This window comes from Paenibacillus sp. FSL R5-0766, assembly GCF_037971845.1.
In the GTDB taxonomy this organism is placed as follows: domain Bacteria; phylum Bacillota; class Bacilli; order Paenibacillales; family Paenibacillaceae; genus Paenibacillus.
In genome coordinates, this window is record NZ_CP150227.1 from 869,278 (window position 1) to 895,428 (window position 26,151).

At 44.5% G+C, this 26,151-nt stretch carries 26 protein-coding genes; 15 read left to right on the top strand and 11 right to left on the bottom strand.

Translation table 11 applies throughout. The features are described from left to right. Positions 1-41: 41 nt before the first annotated feature. The 3 genes from MKY66_RS03990 (at position 42) to corA (ending at position 2,930) form a co-directional block, all read left to right on the top strand. Positions 42-659 carry a DUF47 family protein gene (locus MKY66_RS03990; RefSeq protein ID WP_076215091.1) on the top strand — a complete coding sequence of 206 codons (618 nt, stop codon included), beginning with the start codon at positions 42-44 and terminating at the stop codon, positions 657-659. Between the two features lie 14 nt (positions 660-673). After that, positions 674-1,663 (top strand): inorganic phosphate transporter, encoded by a 990-nt coding sequence (locus MKY66_RS03995; protein WP_076215088.1) that lies wholly within the window; start codon positions 674-676, stop codon positions 1,661-1,663. A gap of 307 nt (positions 1,664-1,970) precedes the next feature. Continuing rightward, entirely contained in the window at positions 1,971-2,930 is a 960-nt protein-coding gene (gene corA, locus MKY66_RS04000) for a magnesium/cobalt transporter CorA (protein ID WP_076215085.1), read from the top strand. A 283-nt stretch (positions 2,931-3,213) separates the two neighbouring features. On the opposite strand, the gene MKY66_RS04005 is transcribed toward corA, so the two are convergent. Continuing rightward, entirely contained in the window at positions 3,214-4,302 is a 1,089-nt protein-coding gene (locus tag MKY66_RS04005) for a DNA alkylation repair protein (RefSeq protein ID WP_076215082.1), read from the bottom strand. A 133-nt stretch (positions 4,303-4,435) separates the two neighbouring features. Further along, positions 4,436-5,071 carry a hypothetical protein gene (locus MKY66_RS04010; RefSeq protein ID WP_179088568.1) on the bottom strand — a complete coding sequence of 212 codons (636 nt, stop codon included), beginning with the start codon at positions 5,069-5,071 and terminating at the stop codon, positions 4,436-4,438. 452 nt (positions 5,072-5,523) lie between these two features. Between MKY66_RS04010 and MKY66_RS04015 the strand changes: the two genes are divergently transcribed. Further along, a complete protein-coding gene (locus MKY66_RS04015; protein ID WP_017690665.1) occupies positions 5,524-5,814 on the top strand; it encodes a YerC/YecD family TrpR-related protein in 291 nt (96 codons plus the stop codon). 1 nt (position 5,815) lies between these two features. Next, the gene (locus MKY66_RS04020) at positions 5,816-6,601 is read left to right on the top strand and encodes a CbiX/SirB N-terminal domain-containing protein (RefSeq protein WP_076215079.1); all 786 of its coding nucleotides are present in this window, start codon (positions 5,816-5,818) and stop codon (positions 6,599-6,601) included. Between the two features lie 145 nt (positions 6,602-6,746). Here the strand turns inward: MKY66_RS04020 and MKY66_RS04025 are convergent, their stop codons facing one another. Then, a complete protein-coding gene (locus MKY66_RS04025) occupies positions 6,747-7,316 on the bottom strand; it encodes a TetR/AcrR family transcriptional regulator (RefSeq protein ID WP_076215076.1) in 570 nt (189 codons plus the stop codon). 168 nt (positions 7,317-7,484) lie between these two features. Between MKY66_RS04025 and MKY66_RS04030 the strand changes: the two genes are divergently transcribed. Both MKY66_RS04030 and MKY66_RS04035 read left to right on the top strand, forming a co-directional pair. Continuing rightward, positions 7,485-8,411: a 2-dehydropantoate 2-reductase N-terminal domain-containing protein gene (locus MKY66_RS04030; RefSeq protein WP_076215073.1), complete on the top strand. Its 927-nt coding sequence runs from the start codon at positions 7,485-7,487 to the stop codon at positions 8,409-8,411. A gap of 71 nt (positions 8,412-8,482) precedes the next feature. Continuing rightward, a complete protein-coding gene (locus MKY66_RS04035; RefSeq protein WP_076215070.1) occupies positions 8,483-8,899 on the top strand; it encodes a DUF4395 family protein in 417 nt (138 codons plus the stop codon). 189 nt (positions 8,900-9,088) lie between these two features. Here the strand turns inward: MKY66_RS04035 and MKY66_RS04040 are convergent, their stop codons facing one another. Further along, positions 9,089-9,805 (bottom strand): NPP1 family protein, encoded by a 717-nt coding sequence (locus MKY66_RS04040; RefSeq protein ID WP_076215067.1) that lies wholly within the window; start codon positions 9,803-9,805, stop codon positions 9,089-9,091. 467 nt (positions 9,806-10,272) lie between these two features. On the opposite strand from MKY66_RS04040, the gene tnpA reads away from it, so the two are divergent. The 4 genes from tnpA to rlmD all read left to right on the top strand — a co-directional run bounded on the left by tnpA (position 10,273) and on the right by rlmD (position 14,632). Continuing rightward, positions 10,273-10,671, top strand: a complete 399-nt coding sequence (gene tnpA / locus MKY66_RS04045; protein ID WP_047840510.1) for an IS200/IS605 family transposase — start codon at positions 10,273-10,275, stop codon at positions 10,669-10,671. 5 nt (positions 10,672-10,676) lie between these two features. Continuing rightward, on the top strand, positions 10,677-11,756 hold the full coding sequence (locus MKY66_RS04050; protein ID WP_076215064.1) for an RNA-guided endonuclease TnpB family protein: 1,080 nt from the start codon (positions 10,677-10,679) through the stop codon (positions 11,754-11,756). A gap of 364 nt (positions 11,757-12,120) precedes the next feature. Further along, complete coding sequence (locus MKY66_RS04055) at positions 12,121-13,002, top strand: diacylglycerol kinase (RefSeq protein WP_017690659.1); 882 nt, start codon at positions 12,121-12,123, stop codon at positions 13,000-13,002. A gap of 28 nt (positions 13,003-13,030) precedes the next feature. Continuing rightward, positions 13,031-14,632, top strand: a complete 1,602-nt coding sequence (gene rlmD, locus MKY66_RS04060) for a 23S rRNA (uracil(1939)-C(5))-methyltransferase RlmD (RefSeq protein WP_076215061.1) — start codon at positions 13,031-13,033, stop codon at positions 14,630-14,632. Between the two features lie 128 nt (positions 14,633-14,760). On the opposite strand, the gene MKY66_RS04065 is transcribed toward rlmD, so the two are convergent. After that, positions 14,761-15,699 (bottom strand): 2-dehydropantoate 2-reductase N-terminal domain-containing protein, encoded by a 939-nt coding sequence (locus tag MKY66_RS04065; protein ID WP_076215058.1) that lies wholly within the window; start codon positions 15,697-15,699, stop codon positions 14,761-14,763. 149 nt (positions 15,700-15,848) lie between these two features. Between MKY66_RS04065 and MKY66_RS04070 the strand changes: the two genes are divergently transcribed. Then, positions 15,849-16,430, top strand: a complete 582-nt coding sequence (locus tag MKY66_RS04070) for a TetR/AcrR family transcriptional regulator (protein WP_076215055.1) — start codon at positions 15,849-15,851, stop codon at positions 16,428-16,430. Between the two features lie 138 nt (positions 16,431-16,568). On the opposite strand, the gene MKY66_RS04075 is transcribed toward MKY66_RS04070, so the two are convergent. The 3 genes from MKY66_RS04075 to MKY66_RS04085 form a co-directional block, all read right to left on the bottom strand. After that, a complete protein-coding gene (locus MKY66_RS04075; RefSeq protein WP_256704314.1) occupies positions 16,569-18,335 on the bottom strand; it encodes a leucine-rich repeat domain-containing protein in 1,767 nt (588 codons plus the stop codon). 254 nt (positions 18,336-18,589) lie between these two features. Further along, complete coding sequence (locus MKY66_RS04080) at positions 18,590-19,468, bottom strand: GNAT family N-acetyltransferase (protein WP_076215049.1); 879 nt, start codon at positions 19,466-19,468, stop codon at positions 18,590-18,592. Positions 19,469-19,728: 260 nt separating this feature from the next. Then, positions 19,729-19,935: a DUF2536 family protein gene (locus MKY66_RS04085; RefSeq protein ID WP_076215046.1), complete on the bottom strand. Its 207-nt coding sequence runs from the start codon at positions 19,933-19,935 to the stop codon at positions 19,729-19,731. Positions 19,936-20,322: 387 nt separating this feature from the next. On the opposite strand from MKY66_RS04085, the gene MKY66_RS04090 reads away from it, so the two are divergent. Beyond that, positions 20,323-21,297 (top strand): tRNA-dihydrouridine synthase, encoded by a 975-nt coding sequence (locus tag MKY66_RS04090; protein WP_076215043.1) that lies wholly within the window; start codon positions 20,323-20,325, stop codon positions 21,295-21,297. Positions 21,298-21,395: 98 nt separating this feature from the next. Here the strand turns inward: MKY66_RS04090 and MKY66_RS04095 are convergent, their stop codons facing one another. Further along, positions 21,396-22,451 carry an ankyrin repeat domain-containing protein gene (locus MKY66_RS04095; RefSeq protein ID WP_076215040.1) on the bottom strand — a complete coding sequence of 352 codons (1,056 nt, stop codon included), beginning with the start codon at positions 22,449-22,451 and terminating at the stop codon, positions 21,396-21,398. A gap of 252 nt (positions 22,452-22,703) precedes the next feature. Between MKY66_RS04095 and MKY66_RS04100 the strand changes: the two genes are divergently transcribed. Further along, positions 22,704-23,273, top strand: a complete 570-nt coding sequence (locus MKY66_RS04100) for a hypothetical protein (protein ID WP_076215038.1) — start codon at positions 22,704-22,706, stop codon at positions 23,271-23,273. A 114-nt stretch (positions 23,274-23,387) separates the two neighbouring features. After that, positions 23,388-24,554 (top strand): cobalamin-independent methionine synthase II family protein, encoded by a 1,167-nt coding sequence (locus MKY66_RS04105; RefSeq protein WP_076215035.1) that lies wholly within the window; start codon positions 23,388-23,390, stop codon positions 24,552-24,554. A 195-nt stretch (positions 24,555-24,749) separates the two neighbouring features. Here the strand turns inward: MKY66_RS04105 and MKY66_RS04110 are convergent, their stop codons facing one another. Beyond that, complete coding sequence (locus tag MKY66_RS04110) at positions 24,750-25,328, bottom strand: GNAT family N-acetyltransferase (RefSeq protein WP_076215032.1); 579 nt, start codon at positions 25,326-25,328, stop codon at positions 24,750-24,752. A gap of 41 nt (positions 25,329-25,369) precedes the next feature. After that, a complete protein-coding gene (locus MKY66_RS04115; RefSeq protein WP_076215029.1) occupies positions 25,370-26,131 on the bottom strand; it encodes a TVP38/TMEM64 family protein in 762 nt (253 codons plus the stop codon). Positions 26,132-26,151: the final 20 nt, after the last annotated feature.

Genomic DNA, 26,151 nt, shown 5'->3' on the forward strand with positions numbered 1-26,151 from the left:
CATCGGTTATCAGCAATTTTTCTCGTAAAGGGGATAGAGCTATGAAGCTTAAGAAGAAGAAGGATATATTTTTTGAGACACTGGAGAACATGGCAGATACGGTTGTTCAAGCGGCAGATTATTTCTCCCAGCATGTTTCCAACCTTCAGGATGTGACTCTTTTCGCTAATGAAATGAAGAAGTACGAGTCGAAATGTGATGATTACGTGCATACGATCATTACAGAACTCAACAAAACATTTATCACGCCGATCGAACGCGATGATATCATGGAGCTGACAACAACACTTGATGACGTATTGGACGGACTCGAAGCAACGGCTTCCCGTTTCTATATGTACCAACTGACGGATCCGGACGAATTTATCGTTCAGTTCTCTGAAATTTTGCGCCAATCGGCTTACGAAATTCAGAAGGCAATCCATCTGCTGTCGCAGAAAAAATTGCTGGCCATCCGTGAATACACCATTCGTTTGAATGATCTGGAAAACCAGGGCGACGAAGTGCTGCGCATGTGTATCAAACATCTCTTCGCTACCGTGTCTGATCCGATTGAACTGATCAAACGTAAGGAAATTTACGAGCGTCTTGAGACAACAACGGATGCTTGTGAAGACGTGGCGAATGTGCTCGAATCCATCATTATGCGTAATTCTTAAGGAGCCAGAGAATAATGGAAACAACGATTTGGGTATTAGGTATAGTCGTCTTCCTTGCACTGGCGTTTGACTTCATCAACGGTTTTCACGACACGGCGAATGCCATTGCCACTTCGGTATCAACACGGGCACTAACGCCACGTCGCGCGATCCTTTTGGCAGCGGTGATGAACTTTGTCGGTGCGATGATGTTTACAGGCGTTGCGAAGACGATTGGGGGGAGTGTGACCGACCCCACCACGCTGGATAACGGGATAGAGGTCGTCATAGTCACCTTGATATCAGCGATTATCTGGAACCTGGTTACATGGTGGTTCGGTATTCCGTCCTCATCCTCACATGCACTTATTGGAGCCCTTGCAGGTGCCGTACTCGTTGGCGCAGGATCTGATAAAGTGAAATGGAGCGGATTCATTGATATCGTCGGAGGTTTGTTATTATCACCTCTGATCGCATTTGCCATCGGTTATGTGGTCATGACGATTCTCAAATATATTTTCGCCAAACGCAGTCCGCATAACGTGAACAAAGGTTTCCGTACGGTACAGATTTTCACGGCAGCACTGCAAGCATTCACGCATGGTACGAATGATGCACAGAAAGCGATGGGGATTATTACGTTTGCTTTGGTTGCAGCAGGTGTGCAGGATAATCTGGATGTTCCGCTGTGGGTTAAAATCTCAGCAGCAACTGCGATGGCTCTGGGTACATCCATTGGTGGTTGGAAAATCATCAAAACGATGGGTACCAAAATCTTTAAAATTGAACCGATCAACGGATTTGCCGCCGATCTGTCAGCTGCATCCGTTATTTTCACAGCAACGTTGCTTCACCTTCCAGTTAGTACAACGCACGCGATCACATCAGCTATTCTGGGTGTGGGCTCCGCGAAACGTTTCTCTGCGGTGAAATGGGGACTTGCTGGACGTATTATTATTACGTGGTTCATTACGATTCCGATTACTGCTGCACTGGCAGGATTGTTGTACTGGATTATTTTCTAAAAAGAGAAGTTATCCCGAACAAATTCGGGGTTACCGGACAATCTGTTCATAACTGTGTGAATATCGGGATATGTGGACAATTATACAACCAAAATCAAGAGACGCCTGTGCATGAACGTGTGGACAGGCTGGATATGTGGATAGCCATCCGTGGAATGATAAACCAAAAGAAGATATTCCTGTGGATACAGGGAACTGTGGATAGGGAAATGAGAGAAGCCAACAGGGTTGGCTTTTTTTGTTGTCGAGTTTGAAGGTACCTGTGTACAATAACGTAAAGATACAGGACAAGGATGTGATCTGATTTATGATTCGTACACTCGCCATTACACGAGAACATCAAGTCTCCGTTAACGTACCACTTACACAGCTAAATCTGAACGATTACGCCTGGGTATGGGCGGACTTTAACCAGCCAACGGAAGAGGAAAGCCGTTTGCTGGATACATATTTTCATTTTCATCCATTAGCCATAGAGGACTGTCTGCATGTATTGCAACGGCCCAAGCTCGATTATTATGATAATCTGCAGTTTCTTGTACTGCATGCACTGAACCCGTCCACACTGGAAGCCGAGGAGGTTGACTTGTTTCTCGGATCAAACTTCCTAGTGTCTTTTCATCATGGCGTATTGGAGGAAGTGGATGAAGCGTGGGAACGCTTGTTGCACCATGCACATGAACGAACCATCTGGGCGCGAGGTCCGGTGGCAGCAGCCTATACCGTGATGGACAAGCTGGTCGATCATTATTTTCCGTCTCTATTTGCGATTGAGGATGAACTGGCTGAACTGGAGAACCGGGGTGGACAAGAATCGGTTGAAGACTTGATGAACCAGGTGTTTGATCTGCGGACTCGATTGCTAAAGCTTAGAAGAACCGTAGTACCGATGCGAGATCTGCTCTATCGGGTAGTGAACTCCCAGCATGTGCAGCGAACAGGTGAACATACGGCTTATTTTACCGATATCTATGACCATTTATTGAAGCTGACGGACATGATTGAAGCCGATCGGGAGATGACTGCTGACCTGCGCGACAGTTATATTTCCCTGAACTCCAACCGGATGAATCAGATCATGAAGACACTCACGGTGATTACGACTGTATTTATGCCGCTCACACTGATCGCGGGTATTTATGGCATGAACTTTGCCTATATGCCTGAGCTTCAATGGAAGTTTGGTTATGGTGCGGTGCTGCTGTTAATGTTTGTGCTTGGCGGGAGCATGGTGGCCTGGTTTGTAAAACGGGGCTGGTTTAAGTGAGAATCGTACGCCTTACTGCTCCGTATGCAGTTCCATCTTTCGGTGATAAGCGCACGGTATTGCGAGCAGATCATCAGAAGAAGATCGCATAGCTGAAGCAACGTTGTTTACATATAAAATGGGCCACTGGACAAGGATCTCAGGCAGGAATGGAATAACCTGTCGGAAGATGATTGCCAGGTGGCCTTTCTGATTCTTCTATTAGAAGTTTTGAAAAAATGTATCCACATGTGAATAACTATTTCGCTTCAACAAGCTGTGTATAACTTATGATGACTTCCTTTTACTCCATTTCAAGAACAAAAGAAGTTGTAGCTGCTTCTTTGCCATTCACAACAATGGTAAGCGTATGCAGACCGGCATAATATGTTCTCGTCGTGATGACTTTGAACGATTGTTTAGTGGCTACTTTGGTTCTGCCTGTCGGGTACATTTTATCGGAGCATTTGAACCGTTTGGGGGCCTGTTTGCCGTTTGCCTTCATATAACCCATCTCATATTCAATACGCAGCATCTGTGATTCGCCGCTCTCATTAACGACATCAAACGAAAAATGAAGATCCTCGCCAATGCTAATCGTATCCTGGACAAGCTGAAGCTGCTCAATGTGAATCGAATCCTGCTCATTATAACCAAAAAGACTTAGTGCTTTGCTATGTCCTTTCTTCAGTAATGACCTGCTGGCATGCCGAACAATCCAGTCTGTGTGTACATGTTGTCCGTACCAGGTTGTGGCCAGATCCATAACCAGTTCAGGGTGGTCCTTGGAGATGTCATTCAGATGATTCGCGACACTTTTGCGAACATAGAGGGACTCGTCCTGTTTCAATGCATGGAGAATCGGAAGTACAGGTGTTGGATCGGTGATAAAGTTCTGGAGTTTCGCACCCCATGGCAAACGTGGCCGGCTGCCCTCACTGGCAAGTCTGCGGATATGCTCGTTGTTGCTCTCTGCCCACGCCATCATATGTTTCATCGTTTGGATTGGATAATGTTCAATAAACGGGCGTACCGCGAACTCCGAGCTGGAATAAGGTGTGAAGAGGGTCAGATACTTCATGGATAACTCGTAATCATCTGAGTCAAGTCCGTTCACTTCGATAAAATCCGGTACAAACAGATATTCAACGCCTCTCATCATCGGGGCGGCTTGTTCGATAATATGTAATGCTTCCTCATAATTGTCCGGCAGTACCTGGGTCAAGGCCAGTGTGATTCTGCGAATGCGTGCTTTGAATTCCAACTTTTCCCATCCTTCAGCGAAAACCAATTCATGAAATTGCTGTGTATCGAGCTTCGGGTAGAATTGGCGCAACTGTTCGCCGGTCCGATCGATTAATGCGGGAGTGTATTTGTCTTTGATAAGTTCCATGGTCCGCCTCCTTTAGTTACTATCCAGTATACCTCAAATTACAGAAATAAGAACGTAAGTTCCTAAACTTTATTTGTATAAGGATGAACGGTGTTAAGGCACCCGCCTTCTGTAAGGGGGTGCCTGAATTTTTTTAACCTTTGCGACTTTTGGGACGGCGCTTCGTGGAATTGGATTTGCGGCGGATTGGAGTTGTATTGCGGCGACGTGGAACATTCGTTGCTTTGTTCCGGCGTTTACTTTTGCGTTTCCGGGGTGGCGTATATTCTTCATAGTCTGCATCAGCTGCACTTTTATTCGTTTTTCCTTTTCCAAAAGGCAGAATGCCCATAACGAGTTTCATCATCGGAGCCATCTGCTGGATCCCACCAACAACCTTCTGCATTTTGCCTATTCCACTCATGATTCCATCAATACCGCCAAAGCGGTCGATCATTCCTTTTAACTCACCGATGTTGGCTAATGAAAAGCCGGAACTGCCAGTAGCAGGCGCCGTTACCGGAGCTGGGGGAACAACCTGAGCTGCACCTCCATAAAAGTTCCCGCCAGCCACACCTTGCCCATAGGGTACGACTGCAGAAGCTTCGACTTCACCGAAGCCCGGGTAATGGGGCTCTACTCCAGGATACATCGGTTGAATCTGAGTTTCATTCAAAGACCGCGGAACCACACCGGGCGGCATATAGGCAGAAGTATGTGCCTGCCGATGAGCATGAGAAGACGGACGCTGCCCTGGTGCTGGCTGGCGGTGATAATAATGCTGTGGCATGAACGATCACGTTCCTTCTATTGGATTTCGGAATTGCGTTCCATGAGTTGCATGACAGATGTACATCATAGACCCTTGTGGAACTCCCTTTTGTTATACTGTATGTCATTCGCGGAGAGACGGCGTAGGCGGGTATCCCGGAAAACGGGATATTTGCGGATTTGGGCGCATGTATGATGGCAGGTTCCCGAAGAGTAAAATGCAGTTTGGACACAAAATTGTAACATTTAGGAGGGTTGAAATCCTACATAAGTAATCGGATATATACAGGTGAAAACTGGGAAATAGTGCGGTAATTTCGCCCGATGTACGCGAGGGGAGGACAATGGTACCTTTTGTAAGCGGTAACATGTATTTTTATTCTGTAGTGCGTGAAATCGGTAACGCTTGAAATACCAACTCAGGGTGAGTACAATGTAGGTACACAGTAACCGCTAGGGGATGATGATGAAATGCAGCTGAAAAAGCTAAATGATAAAAGCATTGAACAACTATTCGAGGCTATTTTGACGCTAAAAGATATTGAAGAGTGTTATGTTTTCTTTGATGACCTCTGCACAGTTAACGAGATCCAATCCATGTCCCAGCGGCTGGAAGTGGCTCGTATGTTGGGTAAAGGCAATACGTATAACCAGATTGAAGCAGAGACAGGTGCGAGTACAGCTACAATTTCACGTGTGAAACGCTGCCTGAATTACGGTAATGATGGTTATAAAATGACGCTGGAACGCCTGGGACGCTAACATGAAGAAGCCGGGTGTACTCATCATCAGTCACGGTTCACAGGAGCAGACCTGGGTGGAATCCGTCGATGACGCGATCTCCCGGTTGAATCTGCCTGTTCCATTACCGGTTGAAGCCGGTTTTCTTGAACTTGTGGAAGGACGCCTGATCCAGGACGGTATCGACCGACTGGAAGCACAAGGCGTAACCGATATTCTGGTCGTACCTCTATTTGTTTCGTCCGGGAGTACACATGTGGATGAAATTGAATATGCCATTGGTGCAAAGGAAACACCTGATCGCGAAACGGATCTGGAACCGTTCGATGTGAAGGCTCGGGTTCACTTCGGTTATCCAATGGATAGCGATCCGGATATTGCCGTGATGGTGTGGGACAAAGTCCGATTACTGTCGCAGCAACCGGAGGAAGAAACGATTCTGCTGGTAGGCCATGGTAGTATTCATGATGGTTTTCGCGAGCGTTGGGAAGCCGGAATTTCTTCCCTTGCAGAGCGTGTGCAGGAAGTTAGTGGTGTAGCCCATACGGATTATGCATTGCTGAATCCGGAGAGTGTGTACGATAAAGTGAAGTACTGGAGCGAAGAGCGGGGGAACCGAGTCATTGTGGCGCCGCTGTTTTTGAGTGCCGGTTATTTCACGAGGAACGTTATCCCGGATCGGCTGCAGGAACTGAACTATGTGTACAGCGGTGAGACACTGTTGCCACATCCATTGCTCGGGCAGTGGCTGGAGCATCAGATCCAGATTTTGCTGGGGAGTTGTAACGAAGTTAAAGCTTCTTCTTGAAGTGATCGCTTTGGCATAGGTGTGTAATCACATCGCTCGCAGTAATGTCGTATCAATTGATTTGAACTCCATAGCTTCATAAACAATCAAACCACGTCGAAGGACGTGGTTTTTGTTTGTTGTAGATCACTTGAAAGAAATTGGGCTATCCATTAATGGGTGCGTGCAATTGCAGATGTAGCTCCAGTAAACTTATTAATTGGTCAACGATCTCCTCAGCCGGATAAGGCATGGAATTCATAATCCACCACTCCAGGAGGCCCACAGCAGCGGAAGCAAGAAACTGTATGGTGATCTCTTTTTTCATACCTTCCTGGATGCCACAGGCATTCATCTGTTCCTCCACTCCCTGGACCAACAATGTCATCAACTTACTACGGAATGCCGGAATACCTTTTTTGGTTAGAAGTGTGGTATAGGTTGTGGCATGTTGTTCCAGATAGCAGAAGGTTCGGAGAAGCGCATCCTTGGCCGTAACGGGTGTTGTAGTAGATCTTTCGATCATACAGGCATCCAACAACTGCTGCAAATAGGTCTCAATGCATTGATCCAACAGGTCGAACTTGTCTGCGTAATGCAAATAGATGGTTCCTCGGTTTACATTAGCCCGATCAGCAATATCGTTTATCGTAATTTGCTCGAAATCCCGTTCTTCCAGTAACCCCACAAAAGCTTCGATTATCGCCTTTCGTGTCTTGAGTACTCGTCTGTCCATGGCCCCTCCTATGATGGTTTTCAACAATAAGGAATCATTCGTTGATTATTCAACAAAAACGGATATTTTAACGATTGAAGCACAGTAGGTGCTTTGTTACTCTTATTTTATCAACAAATGTTCATAAAGCAACGAATATTGATAAAATATGAAGTAGAGGGATAACCAATGAAAATATTAGTGTATGGTGCAGGTGTTTTGGGCAGTCAACTGGCGCATGTTCTGGTGCGCGGCGGCAATGAAGTCACCATTCTGGCTAGAGGGAAGCGGGCAGAGGAGCTGGAGAAGGATGGAATCGTCATCCGGCATGTTTTTCAATTCAAAACGACAGTTGATCAGGTTCGGGTAGCCAGAACGTTGGAAATGGATGACCAATATGATCTGATTTTTGTTGTCATGAAATATAATGATTTTCCTTCTGTGTTACCTATTCTGGCAGACAATCAGAGCAGCAATATTGTGATTGTGGGAAACAACGCAGATGCGCGAAGCATGCAAAATTTTTTGGAGGAAAACAGCAGGGTAGCAAAACAGGTCGCGTTTGGATTCCATGTGAGTGCAGGGAAGCGGGAAAAGGACCGAATGTTATCGATCGGTGGAGGTAGCGGACAAATGGTGATCGGCAGTCTAGACGGTGAGATAGGCTTCAAACCTTTGCTGGATCAAGCTTTCCAACATGTGAAATACAAGTTAAATGTCCTGAGCGATATTGATGCCTGGCTGAAAAGCCATATCATCCCCATTCTGATGCTTAATGCGGTGAGCTTTAATGAGAAGCGCGAATTGATCAAGTTGGACGGGAACAGAAAGCAAATCCAACATATGATTAGGGCGATGGATGAGGGCTTCAGCGTGCTTGAGGCTATGGGCATAACGATTATACCGGAGATTCAGGCTAAAATGATTCGCAAGCATCAACGGATGTTGCACCTTCTGTTGAAGATCTATAGTGTGCTTCCAATTCATAAGCTGATTGCGGGTTCTTTTGGAGAGATTGAGGCGTTAAATAATGCATTTACCGATTGGAAAAAGACAACAGGCGTCCCGACTCCCCATTGGGACGTGCTGAAAAGAGATTTTACTCCCCTTAAATGATGTATTGCTCATTCCCTGCATACCGACTACAATAAAACCAACTAATAAAATGGGGATAAGGAGATATACAGATGCGGGAAATACCTATGCGCTATGTGAAAGCGAATCAGGTCGGTATTGTATTGTTTGTTTTACTCTCGTTTGTGTTCAATCCGCTGGTAGTTCTGGGCTTGCTGTGGATCATTCAGGTGGTGGGGCTAGTTTCCAGTGGCAAATTGAATCTGTTTGTGCAAATTGGCAAAGTCGTGCTGACTGGTCAAGGGACAGAGACGCAGGCGGTGGAGCTCCAGCGATTCAACAATATTCTGGCTGTACTCTTCCTGTCTCTGTCACTCATCTCGTTCTCGCTTGGTTGGGTAGGCGCAGGGTATGTATTCTCCGTCATGCTTCTCGCGGCTGCAAGCGCGGCTTTGCTGGGTTATTGTGTGGGTTGCACGGTGTATTTCTGGTACAAACAGCTGCGTGCAGGTAGAAAAATTGGATTTTGAGGTTGGCTGAAGAGCCATATGATGAAAGAAAAACTTATTCTTCGAGTAAGGATAAAGACAGTCATGTTCCGAGGAGCTTTCTGGCGGGAAGCTTTTAGCTGGACCTATATGGCGATCGGAATACGATCGCATTATAAGAAAATCCCCCTCAAGTGAGCTGTTCACTTGAAGGGGATTTTCTTTTTTATCTTATCTGAACCAGGCTTTGTTTAAATTGTTGGTGAAATTGTTATCGTTGAAAGGCACGTTGGCACTGCCAAAGTTCGTCGTATTGAGCGCATTTCGTGCGGCAGAAGTCAGGTCGTCCCATCCGATTAAAGGTTGTGTTCCCCCAACAGTGTTGGTAACGCCAAGCTCATGGTTCAGCGGCCAGGTACTATTATAGGAAATCAACGGATGATTACCTTGTGTATTGTTATTGCTCGGAGTGACGTTGGTGAACTGTCCGTGACCGGAATATGCGATGGAGAGGATTTGGGGATTGGCCGCTGCCGGATTATCGACCCACACGACGATCCCTTCCCAATCATGACGATGGCCGAGTCCTGAGGAAGGGGAGTCTTTGGGGAAATACCACGAATACATGATAGCCCACACCCCATTGTGCCATGTGGAGCGGGAGTAGATCTGGCCTGTACTTGAGCTACAGTTTCCATTCGATGACCCGGACGTATTCAAGCCAGCACTGGTATTGCCCTGTTGATCCACTGCGGGAAAAGGCACACATCCATGATAGACTTTTAGAAAAGGCTGAAAACGCTTGGCTGCTTGTTGCGTGACGGTGACAGGCGTAACTTCCTGGAATCCGACTACCTGATCATGATTAATTTCTGCCGCTTCAATAACAGTGACCCAAGGAATACAGGCCATAAGCGAAACCATGAGCATTAACACGATTTTTTTCATTTACACTTCTCCTTCAAGGGTATGATGTAGTGCTAAGTTGAGGGTTCACTAAAACTATATTGGAAAAAGGTTTATGTTATTTATCTTTTCATCTTAAGATTTGTAAATTTGTAGCATATCTATGTCATAATCATATGAAGATCATCGAAATCGAAGACTAATTCCTGTCCAAGCGGGCAGAATGGTTGATTAATGAGACTATTTTACATAAAAGGTAGTGGGGAAGATTCAGGAGTGGTGCGTGAGGTTTATTGGGTAATGGATGGATTAGTGGATACATATATGCAAAAATATACTTATAGATTACAGAATTCCCGAACGAGAAAGCCCAATTCTTTAGATGTGGGATGAAAGTGAGGTCGGATACGGAGTATCACTATTGTGATGCTTCAAGTATCCGAAATGTCTGCCTTCTTAATTTTTTTTAGTTTGTTTCAATTCATCTATTAAACTGATACAATATAGATATGAATGAATATAGAAGAACAAACACAACCGTATCTTTGTTGAACTATCATTTTGTGTTCTGCCCACGATACAGAAGAAAGATATTTCTCAAATTAGAGGTAGAACAGCGCTTCAAGGAACTGGTGCATGAGGTATGTGCAGAGCTTAAAATTGTGATTGTTGCCATGGAGTGCGACAAAGACCATACACATATGTTTCTCAATGCACTTCCAACATTAAGCCCTGCTGATATCATGGCAAAAATAAAAGGAGTCACATCAAAAAAACTACGAGAAGAGTTTCCACACCTTCTGCATTTGCCCAGTTTGTGGACACGTTCCTATTTTGTTTCTACCGCTGGAAATGTATCAAGTGAGACCATCAAGCGTTATGTTGAACAACAAAAGACAAGGGGGTGAAGTAACTGTCTCAGACCCTAACGGTTAAGGTAAAGCTGCTGCCGACTAAAGAGCAGATCCAACTATTGCAACAAAGTAGTCATGAATATATCCGAGTTGTTAATACACTCGTGGCCGAGATGGTAGAAGAAAAGAAAAGGTTGAAGAAGACAACAAAAGACATTCCTGCTAATCTACCAAGTGCAGTAAAAAATCAAGCGATTAAGGATGCGAATAGTGTCTTCTCTAACAAAGTTAAGAAAAGTAAATACGCAATCATACCGATCCTAAAGAAACCGATTTGCGTATGGAATAACCAAAACTATTCTCTTGACTTCACGCACATTTCCATTCCATTCATGGTAGAGGGAAAATCTAAGCGTTTAAAAATTCGTGCATTGTTCATCGACAAGGACCATCGAAACGTTGACCTTTTGAAGCATAAACTTGGTACGCTCCGTGTCACGAAAAGCTCAGGTAAGTGGATAGCCCAAATTGCTGTCACCATGCCAATAACTGAAAAAACGGGTATGCGGATTTTGGGCATTGATTTAGGGCTGAAAGTCCCTGCCGTAGCCATCACAGATAATGATCACGCTCGATTCTTTGGGAATGGGCGAGAAAACAAATACAAGAAACGGAAGTTTCGTAGTGTTCGTCAAAAACTAGGAAAACAAAAGAAAGTGAACGCTATTCGCAAGTTAGATGATAAAGAACAACAATGGATGAAAGACAAAGACCACAAAGTCAGTCGTGAAATCGTTAATTTCGCAGTCGAAAATAAGACTTCTGTCATTCGCTTAGAGCAACTAACGAATATTAGGCAGACGACAAGAACAAGTCGTAAAAACGAAAAGAATCTACACACATGGTCATTCTACCGTTTGGCACAATTCATTGAATACAAAGCAAACATGGCAGGGATCAAAGTGGAATATGTGAACCCTGCATATTCAAGTCAAACCTGTCCAGAATGTTCAAAAAAGAACAAGGCGCAAGATAGAAGATATACGTGCCCATGTGGATTCAAGAGACATCGTGATATCGTTGGGGCGATGAATATTCGCTACGCAACTGTGATTGGCGGTAACAGTCAATCAGCCTAAGATGCTATATGCACTGTCTTAGGAGGGGTAATGGCATACCCTAATCTTAGCATCTGTCCAAAGCAGAAATGAAATGAGGACGTTAAGCTTAGCTAAGAATCCCAATCACTTTAGTGATCTTGCCCCTTTAGGGATGGGAGTGTCAAAGGCTAGGACATCTTTACATTTGATGATATGATAGGAGTTAAAGGCTTTGGCATGAGACGGAATTCCTGATGCATAGATATAGGTAAGACGAAAGATTAGAGCAACATTAACGGAAGTTCATTATTGTGTAAAAAATATACCCTTTTGTGGACTCGTGCAACGTAAGATTATGAGGTCCTTCAGACTCATGGATAATGTGGAATAGGTGGCGTATGAGATGAAAAAAGCTCGCTTAATATATAATCCGACCTCAGGCCGGGAAGAAATGAAGAAACGTCTGGCTGATATTTTGCAGCGTTTGGATCAAGGTGGTATTGAAGCTTCATGTCACGCAACAACGGGTGAAGGTGACGCAACCCGGGAAGCTGAACTCGCGATTGAACGCGGATATGACATGATTATTGCTGCTGGCGGCGATGGCACATTGTACGAAGTCATCAACGGTATGGCCGAGCGGGAGAATCGTCCGCCGCTGGGTGTGTTTCCTTTGGGAACAACGAATGATTTTGCACGTGCACTCGGTATTCCGAGACAGTGGGAAGATTACGTGGATCTGGTCATTAACCAGCAACTTCGTCCGCTCGATCTGGGCAAAGCGAATGATAAATATTTTATCAACATCGCCGGCGGTGGATCACTGACTGAACTGACCTATGAAGTACCGAGTCGTCTGAAAACGATGATTGGGCAACTGGCCTATTATATGAAGGGTATTGAGAAAATGGCAAGCCTGTCTCCACAGGAGCTGATTATTCGCGCCGACGGTCAGGAAGAAATCCATGATGAATTCATGTTATTCCTCATCGCCAATACCAATTCGGTCGGGGGATTTGAGAAGTTGGCTCCAGGTGCAACCATTGATGATGGTCTGTTCGATGTGATCGGTGTCCGCAAGTGTAATCTGGCCGATATGATCCGCCTCGTAACGCTCGCGCTGCGTGGGGAGCATCTGAATGACAAGAAAGTGGTTCATTTCCAGACGAGTCATATGGAAGTTACGTCCCCGGGCTATGTGCAGCTGAACCTCGATGGAGAGTTGGGCGGCACATTGCCAGCTACCTTTACGAATCTGCGTCATCATCTGATGTTGTATCGTTAAATACTAAAAAGAAAGAAGTGAATGTACGTTGTCTAATACGAACCGCAGCGGTCGTGGAAAAAACCGCCGGAATTCGGCTGCCTCTCAGGGGCAAGGGAACGCTTCAGCGTCCCGTCAGCCAAGTCAAACATCTCGTCCATCTACACGTCAGCAGGGAAAAGAGGTGCGGCCACAAGGCGCATCTCTTTCTGCCGTTCGTCCAAAAGGGAGAGCGCGGGAATCTGTACCAATCGAAGGACTGCCTGTTAGCAAAAATGAAGAGACCGTCATCGACATCATTGGCATGAACCATGACGGTGAGGGTGTAGGTCGTGCGAATGGATACACGCTCTTTGTGCAGGGTGCGCTTCCAGGTGAAACCGTGCGTGTGCGCGTAATGAAAACCAAGAAGCAGTACGGCTACGCCAAACTGCTGGAGATCGTGAAAGCAAGCCCAGATCGTGTGTCCGCGCCTTGCCCGATCTACGATCAGTGCGGCGGCTGCCAGATCCAGCATATGAGCTATGCCGGACAGCTTGCGTGGAAACGCCAGTTGGTAGTCGATAATTTGCAGCGGATTGGCAAGCTGAACGTGATAGTGGAGGATGCAGAAGATGCAGAGCAGGGCATTCGCGTACTGCCTACGATGGGTATGGACGAGCCATGGCGCTATCGGAATAAGGCACAGGTGCCGATTGGCGTTACCGAGGGTGGTCTGGTAGGTGGTTTTTACGCTAAAGGAAGCCATCGGATCATTGATATGGAAAGCTGTCTCATTCAGCATGAGCATAATGACGAAGTGGTTGCAAAGGTGAAGGAGATGGGCAGTCATTTTGGAATCAGCGCCTATAACGAAGAGACAGGCCGCGGTCTATTGCGTCATGTCGTTGTGAAGAAGGCATTCCGTACAGGCGAGATGATGCTTGTTTTGGTCACCAATGGTCGAGACATCCCGTACAAAGACGAATGGATTGGCAGTATCCGTGAAGCGATTCCGCATGTAGCGAGCATCTGCCATAACGTGAACAAGAAACAGACCAACGTTATCTTTGGCGATGAAACCCGCGTCCTGTGGGGCCGTGATGTAATCTATGATTATATCGGTGATGTGCAATTTGCGATCTCAGCGCGTTCGTTTTATCAGGTGAATCCAGTGCAGACGGAAGTACTGTATGGGAAAACGGTGGAGTACGCCGGACTGAGTGGCAAAGAAACTGTAATTGATGCCTATTGCGGCATCGGAACGATCTCTCTTTTCCTCGCGCAACATGCGGATCAGGTGTACGGGGTTGAGATTGTGCCAGAAGCTATCGAGGATGCGCGTAGCAATGCGATGTTGAACGAAATGCGTAACGTGAAGTTCGAAGTTGGTGCCTCAGAGGACGTTATTCCACGCTGGAAAGAACAAGGCATCGAGGCCGACGTCATCGTAGTCGATCCACCGCGTAAAGGCTGTGATCCACGTTTGCTGGAAACGATCCTGGAGATGAAGCCGGAGCGTGTGGTGTATGTGAGCTGTAATCCGAGTACGTTGGCACGTGATCTGCGTGTGCTGGAGGATGGTGGCTATCGCACGGTTGAGGTCACGCCGGTGGACATGTTCCCACACACGGTGCATGTGGAGTCGGTGGCGATGTTGGTTAGGGTGTAGTGTTTTGAAGCTACATTTACCTGTTTTAATAAATAGCTGCTTTGCCCGAAGCTTCTAAAGCTCGGGCTATAGTTGTTATAACCATTACTAGAGTTGATGCTGGTCTGAACAATATCAAGTTTTCCAGTTTATCCGTTTTTAATAGCTGTGTGTTGTTCAGTGTTTTCTAATGCCAAGGTAAGACGTGGCAAAGGTATACCTAACTTTTTGGCTTCTCTCACAACTTCAAGTACTGCAAAACTGGACTTACTATTATTGTATTCAATGAAAAGTCGTGGTAAGTTGCCCTTTGCAAAAATAACCTTGTTAAACAGCGTGCCGATAAGTGCTGGTGGGATCTTGGTCAACAGTAGAGTAATCGCGTCCATCTTTGCGCCTCTTGCTTTAAGAACAGGCTTCATTTCCCGCATACTCTTGCCTACATTTGCGAATGAGTCACTATGATTCAAGAGTGCTGGGAAGCTTCCCCGTTTTAACACCTCGGTCTCCATCGCCGCATTCATGGCATAGTGATTCCATAACCAGCTTTGCATATCCTTGATCCAATTGATTTTAAAATGGGCGCTTTCAAATAGTTCTTTGACCTTGTTGTTTATCTGTTCCGTGCCTACCCGTGGTTTTTCCAAAAATATCATTTTTAAAAAGCCGCCCCTAAGCTTATTGTCCTCAATGCCGCCTCCTGCTCCTGGGAACCCAAAGACAACATTGTTCATAGACAAGGGCGAGATCGATAATTTTAAATCTTGCCAAATATTATTGAATATTAGGATCGGGGTGTTACCAGCGGTAGTCGATAGTAATTGTGCTGCTTCGGGAAGTTGCTCCGTGTTGACACTCGCAATAATGAGATCGTAATTTGGCCTTATCTCCTCATGCAGCTTGACTTTCCAGCTTTCCTGGATTAACTGCTTCCCTCTTCGTGCATCCCACATTTCAAGCGCTATATGACTTCCGAAGGTTTCTTTTCTCCCTTTTCTAACGTAAAACTCAACGGTGTGGCCTGCCTTTTCGAAAGCCCACGCGTATTGGGTCGATATTACACCTCTACCGAAAAATAAAATTCTCATCTTAGCCTCCTAATAATCCATATTCATCCTTGTTGATGATCCAACAACGTGTTGTATAATGATATTGTATTGATTCACTATACGGTCATCAACCATCAGATTTTTAATATCTGTCGGATAATTGATCGAACAGCAAACGGAGGCAAATAATGAAAAAGCAACCTGAAATTACGGATAAAACAAGGCAGACATTCATAAATGTATTCTGCGATTTATATAGCCAAAAACCAATCGAAAAAATATCCATTCAAGAGATTGCTAACCAATCAGGATATAATCGGAGTACATTTTATCAATACTTTACAGATATCTATGAGTTGTTGGACTGCGTTGAAGAGCGTGTTTTGAAATCCATTAACGAGGAGATGGCAGGTAGAGAGTTTTCTACACATACGTTCCAGGATGCACTTCAATGCTTGGAAAATGCAGAGGACATTTCAGTTCTGAAAGCCCTCTTGGGCGACTATGGTTCTGTTCATTTTGTGGAACGCTTGAAAAGAGAAATTCCCTTTGAGCGATTGATTGTGGATTTTCCAACAGATGATGTCTTGGCACCATATATCATCGAGTTTTACATATCAACATTAATATCTATGTTTCGTCTTTGGATACACAGAGACAAAGATCTATCGTCGGAAGAATTGATCAAGCTGATCGATAGTCTATTTGCAAAGGGGATAACACCGTATCATATCTTTGGCACGGTCAATTCGCAGCGTTCTGGAGTGTAGCGATGATGGTTAGAAAGCTAAACATAAACATAAGGGGTTCGAGAATTTATATACGATTCTCGAACCCCTTTTTTGTCTTTGTTTCAATAGCATCCATTAACTAAAATAGTCTAAAACTCCCATCATCCCAGCCGGTAATTAATACACATGCACACCCGTGCCAAGCACGGATTTGTTTTGTACCGAATTACCGGATAGATATACCTTTTGCAGATCAGGCAGCTGGCTTAGGGTCTCGATATTGGAAACGGCATTGTTCTCGAGATGAAGCTCTTCTATGGCCTGCCAGTTGATCATGAATTCGAGAGAAGCCAAATTGCTGTCTTGCATAGTGAAGAAACGTAGAGCGGACAGTTTGGCAAAGTAAGGCATCATCTGGTCAACTTCAGTAACAGAGGTGTTGTTTATGCTGAAATATGGGTGTTCTAAGGTCAAGTGTTCAAGCACGCTGTTCTCCGCGGCCGCCTTTTGTTCAAAGTTCAGCCTACACTCGGAGCACATCAAAGATTTCACCTGCTTCAAACGAAATAAGGCATCGCTTTCCTTGAACAGTGACGAGTCGTTAATGTTTAAGGTCTCTAGGCGGGACAAGCCGTCCAGGGCGGCAAGACGGGTTATTTCATCGATCTCCCAGAGCGAGAGTTGCTCCAGTTTCGGGAATTTCCCCAGCACAGCCAAGTTCAATTCCCCACTTCCGCCACGGAGCGTCAGACTGGTTGTAGCCGGGGCCTTTAGCCCGGGGAGAAAGGAGCTTGGAATTTCCACTCGCTCTACTTTAGGCAGTGTCAGCGCTTCTGCATTCTCGTAGTAGCCGGACAACGTTAATTCCCGCAAAGAGGGCAGACTGTTTATGGCCTTTACCGAGCCAAGCTCACTTAGAGAAGCCAGGCGTAGTGTGGTAATAGAGTTTTTGCCGGTCAAGCGCCCCAGACTGGAGAAGTTTACATTTTCAATATCTAACGTTTGTAGAGCAGGCATATTTTGCACAAAGTCGATAGACTTTACGTTCGTTAAATAGGACAACTGAAGCTCCTGAAGCTGGGTCAAGGCATACAGCGGCTGCAGGTCTGTGGTTTCACTGTACTGTATAGACAAGGATGATAGCCCGGTCATGGACGATAACCATCCGAGTTCATTGACAAAGGTGAGCGACAGGGACTTGATTGGCAATTGGTTTAACAAGTGAAGATCTGTTACGGACTCATCCACATAGGTAATGAATAAAGAGTTCAGATTGGGGAATTCCAGCAGCATGGCCAATTCCTGATTACTGCGAAGCTGAGTGGTAAGCTCCGTAATTTTAGACTTGTCGCCAAAGTAGCCCGAAAATGTACTAAAGGATTCGTTAAAAGCGCCACCATAACTTTTTAATCCGGGCATATGGGCCAAAGTGGTTTGGTCCGTCTGGGATATTTCATAGGTATTCGTCAGGTCCAATGCCGTCAGTCCCTTAAAAGCTTCAAAATCACGCTGATCAATCCGCTGGCTATTCAGTTTCTTGTCCTGAGTAATATAAGTGATCTTCTCGGCCTGTTCATCGCTGAAAGGATCGGAGAGGCTATATGTAAACTTCCACTGATCATTCTCCGAATGCTCTACGGTTAAATAGCGAATACGAGCCAATTCCTCCTCTGTTGGCAAGGCGGCCCCTTTATCGAAGATATCTCGCAAAAATGAAAGCAGAACCTCGCTTTCAGGCATCTTTCGCACAGGCAGATTGGCTTCTGTTTTTGGATAGGTGGAGCTGTTGCTATAATAAAAATATGTACCGATCGCGCCAGTTAGGACTAACATCAGTATCAGCATTACCTTTACGGAGGCAGTCTGCTTCGGTGGTACTTTAGGGGGCGTTCCATGGTAATGATTAATGGTCTGGTCTACGTAATAGACATGATTTTGCTTCAATAGAAGCTCTGTTTCACAATAGGGACACTTTAAAACCTCATCCTTCTTGTATTCAATTCTTCCGTTGCAATTGGGGCAGTTTAGCGGGATAAACGCCACGAATGTCCCCTCCTTCATTATGATGGTCATAAGATCATGCTGAACGGTCATCTGATTTCATTATACCTTGTGAATTTACGTTTGATGAGAGAAAGAAGTTTCACATAACGAAGGAGCAGGGAATCCTGCTCCTTTTTGATCTTTTTTAAGTATCATCAAGCAATAGATGTAATCGGATGTTTAACGTGCACAGGGTAGAGATGTTCACCAGGGGTTCTTACAAATAAACCTTCATTGGTGATCGAACTTTTTAGATCAAGACCGTGATCATCTGGAGTGAAATGAAAGGTTATTTTCTCCGTATCTTCATCTGCAATCTTATCCAAGATATCTTTCATATTCATTTCGTTTAAGCTAATAACGTCGAAGAGCTCAATATGATTGTCTTCTTTCTGATAAATAACAATGACGTTTTCGTTTTCCAAGTAATAAATATCATCACTAAAGACATTCAGGCAATAAAACATGAGTATTCCTTGAGCATGATGGGTTGCGAAATGCTGAGAAACAGGTAATCTTTCCGATGCAAATTTTTGAATAAGACGTAAATCCTCCGCGCTAGTTACATTTAGTTTTCGGATGTGCGCAGGCTCAGGTGATTTTTTTGCCGTATAATTCATTGAAAAAAGATGCTCCTCCACAGGCTTAAACCCAAACTTGGGGTAAAAATCAAGCACCGATTCATTGGCAAAAAGGTACATGTAATCGTACTTGTTCTCGTATTCCTCTAAAACTTTGTTCATTAAATCTGTAGAGAGTCCTTTTCCCCGATAATCAGGATGTGTCATCACCGTGCCGATTTGAATCGCTTTTTTCTTCTCACCGTGAATGATGAGCTCAAGGATGTTAACAGAAACGTTGGCAATAACCTGGTCTCCATCGACATATGAATAAGGGATGTAACGCTCGCCCCAGTATCCTTGTCGATACCAATCTTCAAAATTGATCTCAAACGTGTTGACAGCAAGCTCGAAAAAACTCTTGCGCAGTACTTCATTGTTTTTATAATTCTTCATAAATTTTAATTCTTGCATGGTATTCTCCCCTTAATCCTCAAAAGTGACTGTTTGTATAGTGGTACGATCCCGTATTTAACTATGTAAAGTATGATTACAGGTGAAATTCTGCTTATAAGTTGTTGTTGGTTAAGCAGGAGTTTTAACAAGAGAAAGTGGAGTTTCGTATAGAAAGAGACGCGAGCGAATTCGCGTCTTCTTTTTTGCATGTTTTATCGGATATGTTTAAATGAAATTGCGTCAGTGAACTGTTTTTCACTATTTAAAATCTTGGTCCATTAATCTACGTTAAAATGCACGATTGCACTATATAACATCTTGTTGCGAAAAGGGTCAAACGTCACTTGATGCTGAACTTGCTTCACGCGCAGCATTAATGCTTTGTTCATTCCGATTCGTTCTTCGATCGCTCGTTCCAGTTCACGGAAGTCATAAGCCTGCAAGCATTCAACTTTGTCTTTGATCATATCCAGTGAAATTTCCATATATAATTCAGGCCTCCTTAAAATCTCGATTTGCAGGTTAAAAGCCTGTCGAGCTTCATTTTAGAGGAGCTTTTCCAGTTCGGCAAGAGCAATCGGGCTGAAAATCTAATAAAGACGTGATAAAATCGGGAAAGGGCAATTTTGAGATCATCGAACTTTCAATAATTTGAAGATCTAATGGAAGTAATAACAGATACTGCTGTTTGAACAAAGTTACATTTGCATGGTATAAGTGAAGAAGAAGGCTAGGACACCATAATGTGAATTGCAACGAAAAACGAATGATCATGTAAATGATAGGCAGCAGATGCATGAGTTACGAGGTTTACTATTTTAACTATTAATGAGGACAGATACTGTCCTGGAATGTATAGAGGAGCTTTTGAAATGACAAAGGAAAACTTTTGGCGTGAATTGCCACGACCATTTTTTATACTGGCACCGATGGAAGATGTGACGGATGTTGTGTTTAGGCATGTCGTAGGTGAAGCGGGCAGACCGGATGTGTTTTTTACGGAGTTTGCGAATACAGAGAGTTATTGTCACCCGGAGGGGCACCATAGTGTGCGCGGGCGTTTGACGTTTACAGCGGATGAACAGCCGATTGTGGCTCATATCTGGGGAGATAAACCGGAATTCTTTCGTGAGATGAGTATCGGTATGGCGAAAGAAGGATTTAAAGGCATCGATATCAATATGGGCTGTCCGGTAGCGAATGTAGCCGAGAATGGAAAAGGAAGCGGCTTGATCTGCCGGCCAGCCCTTGCGGCGGAGATTATTCAGGCGGCGAAAGCCGGGGGGCTGCCGGTCAGTGTAAAAACGCGTCTCGGATTTACTGAGGTCGATGAATGGCGCGACTGGTTAACCCATATTTTGCAACAAGACATCGTGAATCTGTCCATTCACTTGCGGACGAGAGAAGAAATGAGCAAAGTAGACGCTCACTGGGAACTGATTCCGGAGATTAAAAAACTGCGGGATGAGATAGCTCCTAATACACTGCTGACGATTAATGGGGATATTCCTGACCGTGAGACAGGCCTGAGACTCGTGGAGCAATATGGTGTGGATGGTATTATGATTGGACGCGGTATTTTCCAGAATCCATTTGCTTTTGAAAAGGAGCCGAAGGAACACAGCAGTAAGGAATTGCTTGATCTGCTACGGCTGCATCTGGATCTCCATGATCAATATTCCGAGCTTGAACCGCGTTCGTTCAGCCCGCTGGCCCGTTTTTTCAAAATCTATGTTCGTGGCTTCCGCGGTGCTAGTGAGCTGAGAAACAGCTTGATGAACGCCAAAACCACTTCTAAAGTACGCGAATTGCTCATTGAGTTTGAAAGTAATGAACAGGTAGAGTAGAGTAAGACGTAATCATGGATACGGAGTATGATTCAGGTAGATTAATAGCAAAAAAAAGAAGCGGTAACTCTTCCGCTTCTTTTTTTTTGCTTTGCTGTTTAACGCGTATACGCAGGCTTCTCCATCGCGACCGGTTGAGGATTGGCAAGCACCCATAATACCGCCAACTCGGATAATCTGGCAGGCGCATCAAAATCGTATCCATCGCGAAGCCTGCTGACCAAGTCTGCTGCCTCTTGGAGCAGTGTCGGGGCAAGTGGTGCACCAGTGCCCAAGTGACGAATCAGTGCATCCAGCATCTTACGATACTCCGCATCCCAGTTTCCACCGCCATTATCCAATACTTCATGGGACACACGTCCTGTGATGCGGATGACCTCTCCCTGCACCGTTTGAGCGTGGCCCTGGGCCGGAATGAGATATTCCCACAGCTCTTGGTGCTGTTTGGTCCAAGTGGTTGCCTTTACCTGAATGGGGGTAGTCCCATCGTGCATGATCCGACTCACTACCGGCTCGACATCAAATAACTGGTACAGTTTGATCAGCGCGTCTGAAACTTCATCGACCTTGTCCTTATTAAACTTCTCACGGACGAATTCAAAATCCTTACCGATCCGCTTCACCGATTCTTTCATATCCGGGGTGACCGATGCTCCGGCATCCAGCATAATTGCGGCAATCTCTGCCAGATTGACTATATCGCTATTCCTGCAATTGGCTAACCCCTTAGCTAATGGCGTATTTCCCTGTTTATTTTCTACGTTAATCGTAGCGCCTTGGTTTACCAACTCTTGAACCACTTTGGTTCGATACCCATTGACCGCTGCATGTAACGGTGTTTCATTTTGGTAATCCACAGCGTCCAGATCCGCACCTAATTCAAGGAACAGGGGTACATTTCCTGACCAGTGTGAGGCATGGGCATGTAAAGGCGTGCGTTGATATTTGTCGCGTGCATTAATGTCTGCTCCTTGCGCTACCAGCCAGCGGACCAATTCATCCGAAATATGCCGAAAGCTGAGGGCCGTACCTTTGCTGTAACCCCCACGTGCATCCCATTCGCATTGTTCGAAAATTACTTTTACGGTAGCGATATCATTATCTTTAACGAGTTTTTCCATATGAGCAGGTAAGGTTGCTTTCTTCGTAGTCATTACACTCTTCCTCTCCTTTGTGAATAACACCGTATGTTTCAATGGTAGGCTATGACGATTTAATAGTAAGTAGATAATTTTCTGCAATTTTATCACATAGGGAATTTTAAAACCAATAACTGGGTTTCTTCCATCATCAATTTGGTTTGCTATGTTATAATTTAGATGAATGTTGATACTGGAGACGGATTGAAAAATATTTGAAATGATCGCCGCAATTCGTGCGGTAGGCTTTTGATAATAGGAGGATTTATGTCCTGGAGTAAATTGAAGCAACAACTGGAGAGTTTTCTTAGTCCTGCGTTAGTTGGAAGGGTGGAGTACCGTGCCACCAGCTATAGCTATTCACCTGATAAATCAGGCAATTGTTATATTACTGTAGATAAAAAGAATGTACTCAACATGAGCGATACAACAACCCCAATCCGATGGTATCAGACAGAGCAGGAGATCAAGAGCGACCCGGAAATCATGATTCCTGTGAGCGATGAAGAGATTGAAGCTATTCGAAAAGATTCCAAAGGACCCATTCCCGAGGATCGTCTTCAAGTCATGGCAAGAAGTAGAAAAATCTCCGTACATGCCAAAGAGCTGTTGTTGGCTCAGACCGCACTCAGTAAATCGAATTTTACCGTTGCAGCTACGGCGTATCTATCAACTTCTATAGAGGATAATCTGGAGAGCAAGGATATCTTGTTTAATATTCTGGCTTTAATGGACAGACGCGTTGGCAAAAAACGAATTCTGAACATGTCGGAGCAGGTCAAATTAAAGCATCCAGCGGTACAATATTTTTATGAACTGCGTCGTCGTACGGTGTGAAATGGAATAACTTTTGATATAGTTTTTAACTATAACCAGTTATGGTTTTTAAGTATCCCTTCTAACTGCTCTCAGCGTGATATGATCATTGTATACAACGAGGGGGTTTTTTACATGACTGATAAGTTCCAGATCGTAGGAAGTTTATTGCGGCCGGATGAGCTGCTGAAATATAAAACACATATTGAACATAATGATGATATCCAATATCCGTTCTATGAAAACTACGAAGGATATGAGAAGTGTGAGACAGAGGCAATCAAACAAGTTGTCGCAAAGGAAATCGAACATAACTTGTCCGTGGTTACCGATGGCGAATTCTCCAAATCGATGTGGCATCTGGACTTTGTATGGGGATTTGGCGGAGTGAAGCGTTACATCGCGGATCATGGCTATTTTTTCAGAGATGTGGACGGAACTTCGAAGTATGAAACACGCAAAGATATTGGACTGCGCATCACTGACAAATTGAGCGGAAAAAATCATCATTTCATTAAGTTGTTCCAACAACTGCAAGACACGGCTGGCGAGCAACAAACGAAACTTTGCGTACCATCGCCATCCCATATATTCGGTGAGCTTTCCTGGTCGGATAACATTGGAGGTACGGATTCCGTTTATCAGAACAAACAGGAGCTCAAAGAGGGTCTTGTAATCGCGTATAAGGAATTCGTTGAAGAATTCGCTGCTATAGGCGGCAAAATCCTGCAATTCGATGATTGCTTATGGGAACTGTTTGCAGACGACAACCCGAACTCTCCTTTTACAGGGGAAAATATTAATCAAGATGAAGTAAAGGGTCTCGCTACCGAATTCATTGATATTAATAATACCGTGATTGACTTTGGTCATAGCCTTGGCTTGAAAATGTGGACACATAACTGCCGCGGCAATTATGATTCCCGCAACATGGGTGGTGGATCGTATGCCAAAATTGCGAATCTGTTCCTGAAGCAATTGAAGTATGACCGTTTCTTCCTGGAGTGGGATGATGATCGTGCGGGTTCAATTGAAGCTCTGGAAGTGTTCAAGGACAGACCTGAAACGGAAATTGTACTGGGTCTGTTGTCTTCCAAAACGAGTACACTCGATGATGAAGCACGCGTTGTCCGTTTGCTGGACGAAGCATCCAAAATCATCGATAAGGATCGGCTGTTGTTGTCTCACCAATGCGGCTTTGCATCTTGTGATGGCGGTAACGAATTAAGCGAAGCTCAGCAATGGGCGAAGATTGATCAAGGGCAGAAGATTGCAAAGCAATATTGGGGCAGTAACGTCTAGGATTTAAGCTGAATGTATTGTGACCATATAAACACATTGCTCGAACAATAGTGTTCTGTGCGATAATGAAACGGCGACTTTTCCTCTGGAATCTATCCAGGGAGAAGCCGCCGTATTTGTTGTAAAACGTACGTATAGGTACGTTCTTATTTCTATAAATTTTAAACTAATGATGAGGCATAGGTATGTCTTTCTTTATTTCTGTGATTCACGCTGTGCCAGCCATTCCTTTTTCAACAAAGCATACTGATACGTATTCTCGTATTTCGGTGTGCCGTCTTCATTTTTGACAAATGAAATGAACTCCAAAAAAAGACCTTCCCGGCGCATGCCCAGCTTCTCACACAGTTTCTGAGAACGGAAGTTATCATCCTCGACATAAGCGTACAATCTTCTGATTCCCTGTTCCATAAAGAGATTTTCGATGAAAGCATTGGCGCTCTCACTGGCATACCCTTTCCCTTCATATCTTCCATTAAAATTCCAACCAATACTATAGGTATCTGAATTCGAATCCTTATCCGTATCGGAATCCCGATCTTCCCTCATACCAAACAGCTCACCGATCAACTCGTTACTGTCCTTCAGGCAGACCGCGATGTGGGAATCATCACTGCTTCTTTTTGCGACTTCTGCTGCCGCATCTTCCAATGTGGAAATTCGTTGATCCATAAAACAATTCACTCTGGGATTTGCTGTGTATTCCAACAGTCCGGCTGCGTCCGTTAAGGTGAAATTTCTCAGGATTAATCGATTGGTTTCAAGTGTTTGCATAAGATATACCTCCGGTTTTCATATCAATAGATTGGCTGTGTTCATGTTGTATCTCTTTTTATTTTACGAGACTCCCTATTCGTACTATAACTGGGTATAGCCTTGGGTTTGGCTTTGGTACTGTCTGACCGGGAGAACAATCCCACCAATTTCTCCCTATAGATATAACCGAGTACAAACCCGATTACAGCGATAACAGAAATAATAATGGCGATTGTGTATTGTTGCATATGAATCGTAGACCCTATAACGGTAGATGCGATGATCCACGGCAGACGACCAACGATAAGGATCGTGAAGAACCTAAACGAACTAATCGATGTAAGTGCGGCGACAAATACAAGCATGTCTTTGGGCAAGCCGGGAATTACGAAAAAGATGAATAAAAATGCGGAGAACTTCTTCTCATCATGAATTAACGACATCCACTTATTATTATTCTTTTGCATTAGCCGTGAAATATAGGTGCGACCGATATAACGGGTGAAATAGAAGGCGATCGCTGAGCCTATAATCAAGCCTATTGTAGTATACAAGGACCCAATTGTAACCCCATAGATATAACCGCCTGCAACCTGTACCACTTCTCCTGGAATAGGTGCAACCACGATCTGAAGAATCTGGAATAAAATAAACATGACCGGACCCCAATGGCCTGTTGAATGAATATACGCTCTGAAGTTGTCCATGGAAGACATGATTTTAATAAGGGCAGGAGAATAATACACCAGTAGACCAATGGACAACATGATGAACAGACCCAACAATATGTTAATCATTACTTTTTTCGAAGTTTGTGGCATTCCTGACGACCCCTTTGTGT